This is a genomic window from Myxococcales bacterium, from assembly GCA_016720545.1.
GTDB lineage: Bacteria > Myxococcota_A > Polyangia > Polyangiales > Polyangiaceae > JAAFHV01.
The window spans coordinates 406,596-420,246 of record JADKKK010000001.1 but is presented as its reverse complement, the minus strand read 5'-3'; the positions used below and the strand labels follow the sequence as shown (position 1 = coordinate 420,246).

Sequence of the window (13,651 nt, the reverse complement as noted above, 5' to 3'; positions counted from 1 at the left end):
AAGTTGGCTATTGTTTCTGAGTGATGGGGCAACCCACGACCCGCGACCCACGAAAGCCGCCGGAGAGCGGAGCCGGCCGCGGCGTCCGCGGCGGTCACCCCGCCGCGCCGCGCCCCATCCTGTTGCTCGGCCGCGGCGGCATGGGGCGGGTCGAGCTCGCCGTGGAGCGGGGCCCAGGGCAGACGAGGCGCCTCGTCGCCGTGAAACGCCTCCTCGCCGAGCTCGTAGGGGATCCGGACAAGCGCGCGCTCTTCCACCGCGAAGTGACGCTCGCCAAGCGCCTCGAGCACCCCAACGTCGTCCGCACTCGGGGGTCCGGCGAGGAGGATGGCGAGCCCTTCCTCGTCATGGACTTCGTCGACGGCGTGCCGCTCGACCGGCTCCTCGCGGGCGCGGGCGACCCGCTCGACCGCGCGCTGCCGCGGGAGCTCGCGGCGTACGTCGTGGGGCGGGTCGCGCTCGGACTCCACGCGGCGCACGAGCTCCGCGACGAGGGTGGGGCGCCGCTGAACCTCGTTCACCGGGACGTCTCGCCGCACAACGTGATGGTCTCGCGCGAGGGCGACGTCCTGCTGCTCGATTTTGGCGTGGCCAAGGTCGACGCGGAGGGCGCCCTGACCAAGACCGGCGACGTGAGGGGCAAGACGGCCTACATGTCCCCCGAGCAGGGCCTCGGCGAGCCACTCGACCGGCGGTCCGACTTGTTCGCGCTCGGCGCCGTGCTCTTCGAGTGCGTCGAGGGCGAGCGCATGTGGGGTGAGGGCACCGAGCTCGACGTGCTCCGGCGGCTCGCCCTGGACTCCCCACCGACGCTCCCGGGCGACGACGCGCTCGTCGATCTCCACGCGCGCATGGTCGCGCGCGAGCGCGCGGAACGCCCGGCCACCGCCGAGGAGGTCGCACGCGCGTTGGGTCGCTTCGCCGAGACCGCGGACGTCGACGACAGTGTCGCGCGCGCCCGTCTCGCAGAGCGCGTGGAGCGCATCGCGGGCGACGATCTGCGCGCGCGCGCAGACGTGATCGGTCAGGCGCTCGGCGCCCTCGGCGCGGACGCTCGCGTCGTGGAGATGCCCGCCTCGACGCGCCGCGGGGCCGAGGCCACCCCTCCTCACGGGCTCGCGGCGAGGACCTGGGGGAGAACGCTGGGGGTGGTGGCGCTCGCGGCGCTGATGGGCGGCGCGGTCCTCGGCGCGCTGCGCGTGCGCGCGGACGCGCGCGCAGGCGTGCCCGCGGAGACCACGAGCTCGACCGGCGAGGAGAGGCGTCCGCCGAGCGCGCTGCCCGCGGCGGTCTCGCCCCGCGCGTCGAGCACGTCGGTCGACCCACCGCACGAGCCTCACGCGCTCGCCTCTGGCGCGCCCGCGGCCTCACCCTCCTCGCCCTCCTCGAGCGCGTTCGCAGGCGGTCGCGTGCTGGCCCACCCCCTGACGAAGCCTTCCCCGTCCGCGCCGTCGCCGGCCTCGTCGGCCTCGTCACCGGCCGCCGCGCCTCCCATCCCCCCCAACAAGCCTGCGTTGAATGTCGATCCGACCCCGTTCTAGGCTCGCGTTCGTGTTGGCGGGCGCCCTCGTCCTGGCGAGCGCGCCCCCTGCGCGTGCCGACGGGCCCGACGACGCCGCGACGGACCTCGAGGCGTCACGCGCGCGCTTCAAGCGAGGCATGGACCTCTACGTCGCTGGCGATTTCGCGGGCGCGATCGTCACCTGGGAGGCGATCTACGCGGAGCTCGGCCGTGAGCGTGGCTACCGGCTCGCGTTCAACATCGCGCGCGCCTACGACGCGTTCGGAGATCCGTCGCGCGCCGTCGAGGGGTACGCGGCGTATCTCCAGGAGGTAGCCCGCCGCCGCCTGGCCGCAGAGTCGTTGCCCGAGCTCGTGGAGAAGCAAGCGCGCGACGCCGAGGCGCGCGTCGCGGAGCTCCAGCGGACGCGCGGCAAGCTACGCGTCCCGGAGGGCCCAGTCCCCGTCGAGGTCCGCGTCGACGGCGGCGCGCCGCGCCTCGCCGGGTTCGTGGCGCTCCTCCCCCCTGGCAAACATGTCGTGGTCTTCGGCGTCGGGGCGTCGTCCACGCGCCACGACCTGGCGCTCGAGGCAGGCGAGGAGCGCACGCTGACCCCGACGGTGCCGCCCGCTGCGCCGCGCGGCGTGGACGAAGGGGCTCGCGCTCGGCCCCCCTTCCGGTCCGAGGTGCGCACCGTGCGACCCTTCTCTCCCGTGTGGATCTACGTAGCGGCGGGCACCGCGGCGGTGTCGGTGCTGCTCCCCGCGATCCAATACGGCCGCGCCCTCTCCACGGCGAGCCAGCACGACGCGTCGGGCGACGCGCTCGAGCGCGAGCGGCTCGCGGCCGACTACGCCAGCCAGAGGAGCGCAGCCTACGCGAGCGTCGCGCTCCCGATCGCCTTGGGCGCGGCGACGGCGGGCCTCGGGCTCGTCTATGTGCTCGGCGCCCGCAGCGAGACCGTGCGGGTGAGCCCTCAGGGCCTCGGCGTCATGGCGCAGTTCACTTACTGAGCGTGCCCAGGGTGCGCCTCTGCGCCGCGCCGCGCCGCCTGGACTCGTGCATCAAGGCTCCGCGATCTTGTCCCGCAGCCGCTTGGTCACGTGCGGGTAGCCCTGGCCGGGCGTCGTGAGCATGCGGTGGAACTGCTGGTAGTAGTTCTTCGCGAGGCTCGAGCCCTCCGTGCGAATGTCGACGACCTTGAAGCCGCCGGACGCCGAGCTCACGATGTAGTCGACCGTGACCGGGCTCTCCCGCGGCTTCGTCTTCGACTTCGCCTCGGTGCGGATCGTGGTGTCGTCGCCCGCGGCCCGCGCGCCCTTGTAGGTGACCTCGTAGTCGAGGGTCTTGCGGAGGTTCTTCTTGTAGTTCCGGGCGACGAGCCTGCGGAGAAGCTCGGTGACCTCCTTCTTCTGGTCGCCGGTGAGGGAGTCCCAGTGGTTCTGGCACTGGCTGACCCGCGGGGGGCAAGGCAGGCCGAACGTGCGCCGCGCGAGCGCGTCGTAGTCGACCATCCGGTCGAGCTCGCTGGAGATGGTCGTGTCGCGCGTCGGGCTCGCCGGCTGCTTCATCAGCGCGGCGAGTCGGCCGTGCTCTTGCTCGACGAAGGCCTGCGCGTTGGCCTGCGCGCCCGCGGGCGAAGCGAGCCCGACGAGCGTGAGGCATGCGGCCGCGGCGACGAGGCGGCGGAGCGTGCGGCCGAGCGAGGCCGTGGTCACGTCGAGGGGAGACGAGGGCGGCGGAGAGGGCGACGGTTTCGTCATGGCGAGACTCCTAGCAAGCAACGTGCCGAGCGTAAAACCGAACGGGCAAGCGGGGTCGTCGGGGTGTGCGGTGCGATGGCGACCCACACGGTAGACGAACGCGCCCGGGCGTCGATTCACCCCACCGACCCAAGCGCTTCGATGCTCTCGCTAGGCTTGGAGCAGATCTGGCGACGACCGGTCGCCCTCGGCGTGCGGGAGGCTCACGGAGAAGATCGCTCCGGCGCCCTCGGGAGAGCGCACCTCGATGCGCGCGCCGAGCTCGGCGTGGTCCTCGACGATTCGCTTCACGACGGCCAGGCCGAGCCCCGCGCCCGTCGCGCGGGTCGTGTAGAACGCGTCGAAGATGCGCGCGCGGTCCGGTGCGGCGATGCCCGGGCCGCCGTCCTCGACCTCGACGAGCACGTCGTCATCGCGCGGCTCCACTCGGATCGTGACCTGCGAACCTGCGCGGGTGACCTGCACCGCGTTGCGCACCAGGTTCCAGAGGACCTGCTTCATCTGCGCGGGATCACACACGGCGAGCGCGGGTCCTTCGGGGCCGATGAAGCGCACCTCGACGTCGCCCGAGGCGCTCCGCTCCGAGTGCGAGGCGAGCGCGCGGACCTCTCGGCCGATCCGGGCGAGGTCGACCACCCGGGGGCTCGGCGCGCGCGGTCGCGCCAGGTCCATCATGTCGGTCACGAGGTCGTTCAGGCGCAGCGACTCGCGGGAGATGATCGCGCAGAGTTGGCGGTCCTCCTCGGAGAGCTCGGCCGACTCGCGGAGCATCTCCACCGAGCCCGAGATCGAGCCCAGCGGGTTGCGGATCTCGTGGGCCAGGCCGGCCGCGATGCGCCCGAGCACAGCGAGGCGCTCGGCCTCCTCCGCGCGCGCGGAGGCGAGCGCGAGCGCGCCGCCGGTCCGCGTGAGTCGCTCGGCGAGGTAGCCTGCGAGCGAGGCCACGAGCCCGATGCCGAGCACGTTCGTGGCGAGCGGGTAGGCCATCGCCTCGAGGGTGGTCGCGTACGCGGCGCCCAGCTGGTCCGAGGGCGGCCGCAGCGTCTGGGTAGCGAAGGCGAGGCAGAGCAGCACGTAAACCCCGATGCCCGAGAGCGCCGCGATCGCGGCCCCTCGCAGGCCCACGAGGACCGCCCCGAGCACGCACGTGAGCGCGTAGAACGACGTGGCGCCGCTGCCCGGCCCTCCCGACGCGTACACGATGGCGGTCCACGTGAGCTGGTCGGCCACGAGCTGCCCCACGGCGACCTCGTCCAGGCGGCGCCCCTTGCGGAGCGCGAGCGCGTACCCGAGCGCCAACACGAAGCCCGAGCCGAGCGTGAGGAACATGACCCGCTGGCTGGCGGGGTAGCGATTGAGGTCGCCGTTCAGATAGAGAAACGACGTCGCAGCCAGGAGCGCGATGAGGAACCCGAGGCGCAGCGCGGTCACCCACGCGAGGCGCTTCGGAAGCTCGGCGTCGCGCGCCGCGCTCGGCAGCCCGAGCTTCATGCGACGGCCACGGCGGCGGCCCTCAGGTGGTCTTGATCTTTCCGGCGATGCTGAAGATCGGCAGGTACATCGAGATGAGCACGATACCGACGGTGCCGCCGATGCCGACCATCATCACGGGCTCGATGAGGCTCGTGAGCGCGGCGACCGCGACGTCGACCTCGTCTTCGTAGAAGTCTGCGATCTTCGTCAACATTTGGTCGAGCGCCCCGGTCTGCTCGCCGACGCCGACCATCTGCACGACCATTGGCGGGAACACCTTGGCCTCCAGCAAAGGGACCGAGATGTTCTGGCCCTCGCTGACCTTCTGCTTACAGAAGTAGATGGCGTCCATGATGATGAGGTTGCCGGCGGTCTTGGCCACGATGTCGAGCGCGTCGAGGATGGGGACGCCCGAGGTGAGCAGGGTGCCGAGCGTGCGAGTGAACCGCGCGACCGCGATCTTCTGGAGCACGTCGCCGATGACGGGCAGCCTGAGGAACACCCGATGCGCCGCGCGCTTGAACGGCGTGCGGCTGTACGCGACCGACCACGCGAACACGACGCCGCCCACCGAGAGGGCGATTAGGAAGAAGTGGCTCGTGAACCCCTCGGAGACCGCGACCACCTTCTGGGTGAGCCAGGGGAGCTCGTCGTCCGAGCCGAGGTCTTTGAAGATGCCCTTGAACTGCGGGACCACGAAGCCGAGGAGGCCGACGATCAGCACGACGAAGATCACGAAGACGACCGACGGGTAGACGAGGGCGCCCTTCACCTGTCGAGCCAGCTTGACCGCCTTCTCGTTGTACTGCGCGAGGCGGTTCAAGATCGTGTCGAGGATGCCGCCGACCTCGCCTGCCTGCACGAGGTTCACGTAGAGCTGGTCGAACACCTTCGGGTGCCGTCGCAGCGAGTCGCTGAAGGTCATGCCTTGCTCGACCGAGGCCTTGATGTCGGCGAGGACGACCGCGAAGCGCTTGTTCTCGGTCTGACCCTGGAGGATCTCGAGGCACTGCACGATGGGCAGACCCGCGTCGATCATCGTGGCGAACAGGCGCGTGAAGGTGAGCAGATCCTTCGCGCTGACGCCTGACCCGAAGCTGAAGTTGATGGATGCCGACTTCTTCTTGACCTTCGTCGGCATCAGCTGCTGCGCGCGCAGCCGCGTGTTGACGACGGACTCGTCCTCGGCCTCCATCGTGCCGCGCCGCAAATCGCCCGCGCGGCCGCGCGCCTCCCAGACAAACTCCGCCATCCCCCAAGCCTACCGGTGCTGCCCTCCCGCGGTCAAAAGGCTTACGACGGGCGCCCGCTTTTCGACGGACCGCGGAGTGTGTGGTTGAATGTCGGCGTGACGCGACCGCGACCGCGGGGAGACCTCGCCGAGTTCGATCTGCACGCCTGGTGCGACGGGGCGGCGTCGGTGTCGGACCGCCTCGTGCGGGAGAACGTGGCCCCTCAGGTGGCGTCCGGCTACTTTCGCTGCGCGCCGGCCGGGGCGCCCGCCGCGAGCCACGGCAGCGGCGATGTGGCGTCGTTCTTCGATCTCGCGAGCCTGACGAAGCCGATGACCGCGCTCGCCTTCGAGGCAGCGGGCCTCGACCGGAGCGCGTCGCTCGAGTCGTTTCTGCCCGAGCTGCGGGGGTCGCGCACCGCGGGGGTCCCGCTCGAGCTGCTCTTCGCGCACCGCGCGGGGCTGCCGGCCCACCTCCCGTTCTACGAAGACCTCGAGGAAGGGCGCTTGGGCGCCAAGGCCGTGCTCGTCGCGGCGTCCAACGCGCGCGCGGAGGCCCCTCCGGAGCACGGCCCCGGCGGCCACGCGCCGCTCTACAGCGATCTTGGGTACATCCTCGCGGGCGTGGCCCTCGCGCGCGCCGTCGGAGCCCGAGATGCGGGCGAGGCCATAGGGGAGCTCATCGCCAAGGCCCCTGGGCCTCGGCGGCTCGTTGGGAACGGCCCGCGCCCTCCGGGCGGCGGGGATCGGCTTCGACGCGCGCGCGGCGCCGACCGAGGTGGTGGCGGCGCGTGGCGGGGAGGTGCGCGGCGCGGTGCACGACGAGAACGCTTGGGCGCTCACCCGAGACGGCGGCTCGGGGCACGCGGGCATGTTCGGCACGCTGGGCGCGGTGCTCACGTTCGCGCGCGCGGCCCTCGGCGCCTGCCTGAGGGGGGCGGCCGCCGATCCGCTCGGCCTCTCCGGTCGGAGCTCGTGGATGGTCGCGCCCCGCCCGGGTGGCACCCTCCTCGCGGGGTTCGACGGCAAGAGCGCCGCGGGCTCGAGCGCGGGCACCCTGCTCGGGCCGCGCACCTTCGGCCACCTCGGCTTCACGGGCACGAGCTTCTGGACCGATCCCGACGCCCGCGTAGGCGTCGCGCTCCTGACCAATCGCGTGCATCCCACACGTAACAACGCCGCGATCCGCGCCGCCAGACCGGTGGCCCACGACGCTCTCGCCGCCCTCGCCATGGAGCGCCGCGAGGGCTGAATCCCAGAACGGGGCCCAGCCCTTCGACCCTGCCTGCTAGCCTCACACGCCATGGCCCACACCGACACCACGCCGCCGCCCGACGTCGCGGCTCCGCGAGCCGCGCTGGCGCGGCGTGCGACGGGCGCGGCGGGCGCGGCGGCCGGCCCCGCGAAGGGCGCGTACCGGAAGGTGAGCGCGGGCCGCTACCGATTCATTCGCGCGTACTGGACCACCTTCCGGGTGATCGCGAGCTACCTGTGGCTCTCGTTCAAGGCGCGGCTGTGGGGGAAGAGCTACAAGGAGCGCCACCTCGCCGACGTCCACAAGCGGAACGCGAAGCGCGTAGAGAGCACCATCCTGGTGCTTCAGGGGCTCTTCATCAAGGTCGGCCAGCTCCTGTCGATCCTCGCCAACTTCCTGCCCGAGGAGTTCCGGAGCGAGCTCGAGGGGCTCCAAGACCAGGTGCCGCCGCGCCCGTACGCCGAGATCGCCCTGCGAATCGAGTCGGACCTCGGTCGCAAGGTGTCGGAGTGCTACGCCGAGTTCGACGAGGAGCCCATCGCGAGCGCCAGCCTCGGCCAGGTGCACCGCGCGGTGACCCGCGACGGCGTGGTCGTGGCGGTGAAGGTGCAGCACCACGACATCGACCGCATCGTGCGCCTCGACCTCGTCACCATTCGGCGCATCTTACGGATCATCCAGTGGTTCGTGCCCATCCAGGGGCTGGATGGCTACTACCACCAAATCAAAGATCTGCTCCGCCACGAGCTCGACTTCGAGCGCGAGGCCGAGAGCGTCGAGCGAATCGCCAAGAACTTCGAGCGCGATCCGCGCGTGCGCTTCCCCACGCCCATCCGCGCGCTCAGCACGAAGAGGGTGCTCACGAGCACGTTCGTGGAGGGCTACAAGGTCGCCGACGTCGGCCGCATGGCCGCGCTCGGGATCGACCGCAAGGACCTCGCAAATAGGCTCGTGCGGGCCTATTGCCAGATGATCTTCATCGACGGCGTCTATCACGCCGATCCCCACCCGGGGAACCTCATGTTCGACGCCCAGGGCAACCTCATCCTGCTCGATTTCGGGGCCGTCGCGGAGCTCTCCTCGGCCATGCGCGAGGGGATCCCCGAGTTCCTCGAGGGGGTCATTCGGCGCGACACCGACAGGCTCGTGAAGGCCCTCCGCAAGATGGGATTCCTCTCGCGCACGAGCGACGAGGCGATGAGCGAGAAGATCATCGACTATTTCCACAGACGCTTCCAAGAGGACGTGAAGCTCGAGAGCTTGAACCTCAAGGACATCAAGATCGACCCGCAGCGCGGGCTCGAGAACCTGCTCGATCTTCGGCAGATGAACGTGGGGCTTAAGGAGCTCTCCGGGGTATTCCACATCCCCAAAGACTGGGTGCTCCTCGAGCGCACCATCCTGCTCCTCTACGGCTCGTGCTCGCAGATCGATCCCGAGCTGAACCCGATGGGGATCATCAACCCCTATCTCCAAGAGTTCGTGCTCGGGAACCGCGACTACGGGCAGATCGCGCTCGAGACCATCCGCGAGATGGCGCTCGGGGCCGTCACTCTGCCCGACGATCTCCGCAAGGTGCTGACGCGCGCACGCCGCGGCGAGCTCGAGCTGCGCGTCCGCGGCGTCGAGCAGGGCGCGCGCACGGTGTACGCCATCGGGCGGCAGCTCATTTATACCGCGATCGCGATCTCCGCGGGCCTCACGGGGCTGTCGCTCGAGGGGCGCGGGGACCACGCGCGGGCGGTCGCCCTCTACGCCATCGCGGGCGTCGCCTCCCTGCTGCTCGTGCTCTCGTCGATCTTTTCTCGCCCGCCCCGCCCCTAAATCAGCGGTCAGGATCTTCGATCAATCCCGCTGATTTAGTCGACCTGTCGCCGGAGGACTCCGTCCTCCGCCCTCACGAGGGCGCGCGAAGCCCGGTGGGGCCCCACCTCCTGGTTTTGGGCCCCGACCCAAAACGGCCGCGTCGAAGTCACTTCCGCCCGCGGATCGGCCGAAATGGCGCCCTGGCGCCGGCGGTGCTCGCGCGGGCTCCCCAAGGCGCGCGAGGGGCGATAAGTGTGGCGGATGGCCAAGCACCTCCTCGCCATCGATCAAGGCACCACCGGCAGCACCGCGCTCGTCGTCTCGCTCACGGGCGAGACCCTCGGCCGCGCGACGGTCGAGTTCCCGCAGCACTTCCCCCAGCCCGGCTGGGTCGAGCACGACCCGCGCGACATCTGGAGCTCGGTCGAGCGCTCGGTGGTCGCGGCGCTCGCCTCGGCGGGCGCGACGGGCGCGGACATCGCCGCCATCGGCATCACGAACCAGCGCGAGACGACGGTCGTCTGGGACCGCGCGTCGCAGGAGCCCATCGCCAACGCGATCGTGTGGCAGTGCCGGCGCACGGCCGCGGCCTGCGCTGCGCTGCGCGAGGCCGGGCACGAGCCCAAGGTGAAGGCCGCGACGGGCCTCGTCCTCGACGCGTACTTCTCCGGCACGAAGGTCGCGTGGCTCCTCGATCACACGCCCGGCGCGCGCGCCCGCGCCGAGGCCGGGGAGCTCGCGTTCGGGACGATCGACAGCTTCCTCGTGTCGCGCCTCACGGCCGGCAAGGTCCACGTCACCGACGTGACGAACGCGTCGCGCACGCTGCTCATGGGGCTCGAGTCGCTCGCGTGGGAGCCTTGGCTGTGCGAGCTGTTCCGCGTGCCACCCCAGGTGTTGCCCACCATCGTGGGCAGCGCCGAGATCGTGGGCCGCACCTGTGGGCTCTCGTTCCTCCCCGACGGCGTGCCCATCGCGGGCATCGCGGGAGATCAGCAGGCTGCCTTGTTCGGGCAAGCGTGCTTCCACGAGGGCGACGCGAAGTGCACCTACGGCACGGGGGCGTTCGCGCTCATGAACGTGGGGAACCGCCCCGTCATGAGCCGCCACGGCCTCGTGACGACGGTGGCGTTCCGCATCGGCGGCGAGACCACCTACGCGCTCGAAGGCAGCTCGTTCATCGCCGGCGCGGCGGTGCAGTGGCTCCGCGACGGGCTCGGCCTCATCGAGCGCGCGAAGGACATCGAGGCGCTCGCGGCGGGGGTCGTGTCGTCCGACGGCGTGCACTTCGTCCCGGCGCTGGCCGGCCTCGGCGCGCCGTACTGGGACCCTGACGCGCGCGGCGCCATCACGGGCCTCACGCGGGGCACCACGCGCGCGCACCTCGCGCGGGCCACCCTCGAAGGCATCGCGTTCTCGGTGGAGGCCCTCCTCTCCGCCATGGTGAAGGACGCCGGGCGGCCGCTCGCGCGGCTCCGCGTCGACGGCGGGGCGAGCGCGAACGACCTGCTCATGCAGTTCCAGTCCGACATCTCGTCGATCGTCGTCGAGCGCCCGACCGAGGTGGAGTCCACGGGGCGCGGCGCGGCGATGCTCGCGGGGCTCGGCGCGGGCCTCGCGGACCTCGAAGCCGTGTCGGGAATGCTCAAGCTCGGTCGACGCTTCGAGCCCTCGATGGAGGACGCGGAGCGGACCGAACGCGCGCGGGGGTGGGCCGGCGCGGTGGCGCGCGCGCGCTCGTCGGAGCCTGCGACGTAAGTATTTGAAAATAATTGTGTTTCCTGGGGTCTTGCCCGCCTCCCGGCGTGGGCTCTGGGCGGCACGGCGCCGAGAGGCTTTGTTCTTCGTGTGCGCCGTGAGACCCTTCGAGTGATCCTCCGTCGCGGCGGCCTCCGTGTCGCCGCGGGGGGGCCTTGCTTGGGCTGGTAGCGCGACGGGCAGACCTCGTCGCGGCGCTTGGCGTTCGAAGGAGTTTCAATGACCACTGAAGATGCGTCAGGGCGCACCCCCCTCCGGGACGTCGCGGTCGACTGGGAGGCGCTCGAGGACGCGTTCGAGAACAACGCGCCGGAGGTCCACAGCTACCTCCACCTCGCCACGGGCGAGGTGCTCCGCGTGGTGGACGGCGTGGCCGATCCGCAGATGCACGTGCGCATCAGCTCCGACACGAACTACCTCCGCATCGACCCCGTCTCTTCGCGCGAGCAGTACCGCTGGATGGAGCGCTTCATCCCGATGGTCGACGAGCTCGAGCTCCGCGCGAAGCTCACGCAGGCGATCGACGGCAAGGGCGCCTTCCGCCGCTTCAAAGACGTGCTCATGGGGTTCTCGCTCGAGCGCGAGCGGTGGTTCACCTTTCGCAGCGAGCGCCTGAAGACCTTCATGGAGGCGTGGCTCGCGGCGCACGCCATCCGCGCCATCGCGCGTCCCCAGTGGCCCGAGGCGAGCGAGGCGAATGACGCGGAGGGAGAGCCCCCGGCCGACAGCGCGGCGCCCTCCGAGGAGGTGCCCCGCTCGCAGAGCGGCCGCCGCGCGCGCAGCGCCGAGAGCCTCCGCCAGCAGCTCGTCGAGGTGGCCGAGGCGCTCGGGGCGCGGGAGCTCGACGGCGTGCTCGCGTTCGCGGAGTTTCTGAAGGCTCGGCGGGCCGCGCGCGGCTTCGCTCACCACCACGAGCACGTCGCCGCGGAGCGTGAGAGCGGCGCGCAGTTGCCCCGCACGACCACGCCGCCCGAGACCGGAGCCGCCGGGGGATGAGCCGCACGCGGGCACGGGGTCGCCGGGTCGCAGCGCTCGGCGTGCCGGCGTGGGTGGCCGTGCAGATCGCGCTCGGATCGTCGCCGGTGCACGCCTCACCGATGGCCAGCGCGGCCGAGCGGACGCTGATCGATCGCGTCGCGGTGCGGTATTTCACGCCCGAGACGGGCGGCGCCGAGCGCCCGCGCTTCATCACGGAGCGCGCCCTCGCGTTCTTCGCGCGGGTGGAGTCTCGCGCCGAAGGCCTGGAGGTCGCACGCGGAGACTACCCCGCGAGGTTCGTGCGAGCGGCCGTCGACCGGCTGATCGCGGAGGACATGCTCGCGTCGCTGCAGGTGCGCACCGGGGTCGAGCCGACCGGGCTGCCACGCTCCACCGAGGAGGCCCGCGAGGAGCTCGAGCTCCGCGTCGGGGGGGCTGGCAGGCTCTCCGAGCTGCTCGACGACGAGCGGTTCCAGGAGACCGAGCTGCGCGTCTTCCTCATGCGCCGGGTCCGCGCGGGCCACTACGTCGATCGCGCCATCGCGCCCATCCTCCGCCCGAGCGAAGACGAGCTCCGCGGCGCGTTTCGCACCTCGCTCCACCCCCTCCGCATGTTCCGCCTCGAGGACGTCCACGAAGAGATGGTCCGGTGGCTGGTGCAGGAGCGGCTCCGCCTCGCGGCGAACGACTTTCTCCAGTCGGCGAGGGCGAGGGTCACGGTCGCCTACCTCGGGAAGCCCGCCCTCTAAGAGCGACGAAGTACATGAATCTGTTAAAGTTTTCAGCGGATTACGGCCGAGCGCGCCGAGCGCCCTGCACCGTGAGAGCCCCGGAGCGGGAGGCGGACCGATGAGCGAGGCGGACAGCAAGAAGGTCGTCGTCGCGGCGCTGGCGGGCAACCTCGCCATCACCGTGTGCAAGTTCGGGGCGGCGTACCTGTCGGACTCCACGGCCACGCTCGCCGAGGCGGTGCACTCGCTCGCCGACACGGGCAACCAGGGCCTCTTGCTCCTCGGCATGCGCCTCGCCGCCCGCCCCGCTGACGAGCGCTTCGCGTTCGGTCGCGAGGGAGAGAAGTACTTCTGGCCGCTCCTCGTGGCGCTCATGCTCTTCTCGGTGGGCGGCGCGTTCGCGGTCTTCGAGGGGGTCGCGCACCTGCGGCACCCCGAGCCCCAGTCCGGCTCCCGGCTGTGGAGCTACGGCGTGCTCGGCGTGTCGCTCGCGTTCGAGGCCATGAGCTTCCGCGTCGCGTGGGCGGAGTTCAAGGTGCTCGCCAAGGGCAAGCCCGTGCGCGTGGCGCTCCGCGAGGCGCGCGATCCCACGATCCCCCTCGTGCTCGCGGAGGACACCACGGCGCTCGTGGGCCTCACCCTCGCCTTCGTGGCGGTGCTCCTCACGGGCATCACCGGGTGGCAGGGCTTCGACGCCATCGGGAGCATCCTCATCGGCGTGCTCCTCTGCGGCGTGGCCGTGGGGCTCTCGAAGCTGACGCACGCGCTGCTCATCGGCTCGAGCGCGACACCCGAGGAGCAGGGGCACGCGCTGGCCCTCACCGAGTCGGTCGAGGGCGTCTCGCGGGTCACGCAGGTGCTCACCCTGCACGTGGGGCCCGAGGTGGTCATCCTCGCGATGAAGCTCGCCTTTCGGCCCGGGGCGACGGTCGAGGAGGTCGAGGAGACCACGAACGAGATCGAGCGCGTCATCCGCGCCGAGCTGCCGCGCATGCGCAAGATCTTCATCGAGGTCGACTCCAAGGGCGACGGCCGCGGGCTCGAGCAGGCGCGCCGCGCCTACCGCGCCTCGCTCGAGGTGGCCGGTCCAAAGGGCGAGGCGAAGGAACCCGCGTGAGGCGCACGAGGGGCGCGGCGGCGACGGCGGGGCGGTGG

General features: G+C 71.4%; 11 protein-coding genes and 1 pseudogene. 9 read left to right on the top strand and 3 right to left on the bottom strand.

Features of this window, described 5'->3' with window-relative positions:
- The first annotated feature begins 23 nt into the window (after positions 1 to 23).
- Both IPQ09_01665 and IPQ09_01660 read left to right on the top strand, forming a co-directional pair.
- Positions 24 to 1,541: a serine/threonine protein kinase gene (locus tag IPQ09_01665; GenBank protein MBL0192927.1), complete on the top strand. Its 1,518-nt coding sequence runs from the start codon at positions 24 to 26 to the stop codon at positions 1,539 to 1,541.
- Complete coding sequence (locus tag IPQ09_01660) at positions 1,519 to 2,514, top strand: hypothetical protein (GenBank protein ID MBL0192926.1); 996 nt, start codon at positions 1,519 to 1,521, stop codon at positions 2,512 to 2,514. The genes IPQ09_01665 and IPQ09_01660 overlap by 23 nt, the downstream gene beginning before the upstream one ends.
- A gap of 51 nt (positions 2,515 to 2,565) precedes the next feature.
- On the opposite strand, the gene IPQ09_01655 is transcribed toward IPQ09_01660, so the two are convergent.
- From IPQ09_01655 to IPQ09_01645, 3 genes are all read right to left on the bottom strand, one after another.
- Positions 2,566 to 3,264, bottom strand: a complete 699-nt coding sequence (locus IPQ09_01655) for an ABC transporter substrate-binding protein (protein ID MBL0192925.1) — start codon at positions 3,262 to 3,264, stop codon at positions 2,566 to 2,568.
- A 150-nt stretch (positions 3,265 to 3,414) separates the two neighbouring features.
- On the bottom strand, positions 3,415 to 4,755 hold the full coding sequence (locus IPQ09_01650; GenBank protein ID MBL0192924.1) for a two-component sensor histidine kinase: 1,341 nt from the start codon (positions 4,753 to 4,755) through the stop codon (positions 3,415 to 3,417).
- A gap of 22 nt (positions 4,756 to 4,777) precedes the next feature.
- Positions 4,778 to 5,989: a type II secretion system F family protein gene (locus IPQ09_01645; GenBank protein ID MBL0192923.1), complete on the bottom strand. Its 1,212-nt coding sequence runs from the start codon at positions 5,987 to 5,989 to the stop codon at positions 4,778 to 4,780.
- A gap of 312 nt (positions 5,990 to 6,301) precedes the next feature.
- Here IPQ09_01645 and IPQ09_01640 point away from each other — a divergent pair.
- The 7 genes and pseudogenes from IPQ09_01640 (at position 6,302) to IPQ09_01610 (ending at position 13,613) form a co-directional block, all read left to right on the top strand.
- A pseudogene (locus tag IPQ09_01640) lies at positions 6,302 to 6,661 on the top strand (serine hydrolase).
- A 19-nt stretch (positions 6,662 to 6,680) separates the two neighbouring features.
- Positions 6,681 to 7,220 carry a serine hydrolase gene (locus IPQ09_01635; GenBank protein MBL0192922.1) on the top strand — a complete coding sequence of 180 codons (540 nt, stop codon included), beginning with the start codon at positions 6,681 to 6,683 and terminating at the stop codon, positions 7,218 to 7,220.
- Between the two features lie 51 nt (positions 7,221 to 7,271).
- On the top strand, positions 7,272 to 9,047 hold the full coding sequence (locus IPQ09_01630; GenBank protein ID MBL0192921.1) for an AarF/ABC1/UbiB kinase family protein: 1,776 nt from the start codon (positions 7,272 to 7,274) through the stop codon (positions 9,045 to 9,047).
- A gap of 243 nt (positions 9,048 to 9,290) precedes the next feature.
- Positions 9,291 to 10,787, top strand: a complete 1,497-nt coding sequence (gene glpK / locus IPQ09_01625) for a glycerol kinase GlpK (GenBank protein MBL0192920.1) — start codon at positions 9,291 to 9,293, stop codon at positions 10,785 to 10,787.
- Between the two features lie 219 nt (positions 10,788 to 11,006).
- Positions 11,007 to 11,783: a hypothetical protein gene (locus tag IPQ09_01620; protein MBL0192919.1), complete on the top strand. Its 777-nt coding sequence runs from the start codon at positions 11,007 to 11,009 to the stop codon at positions 11,781 to 11,783.
- Positions 11,780 to 12,514, top strand: a complete 735-nt coding sequence (locus IPQ09_01615) for a hypothetical protein (GenBank protein ID MBL0192918.1) — start codon at positions 11,780 to 11,782, stop codon at positions 12,512 to 12,514. Before IPQ09_01620 ends, IPQ09_01615 begins: the two co-directional genes overlap by 4 nt.
- Before the next feature lie 100 nt (positions 12,515 to 12,614).
- Entirely contained in the window at positions 12,615 to 13,613 is a 999-nt protein-coding gene (locus IPQ09_01610) for a cation diffusion facilitator family transporter (protein MBL0192917.1), read from the top strand.
- The last annotated feature ends 38 nt before the right edge of the window (positions 13,614 to 13,651 follow it).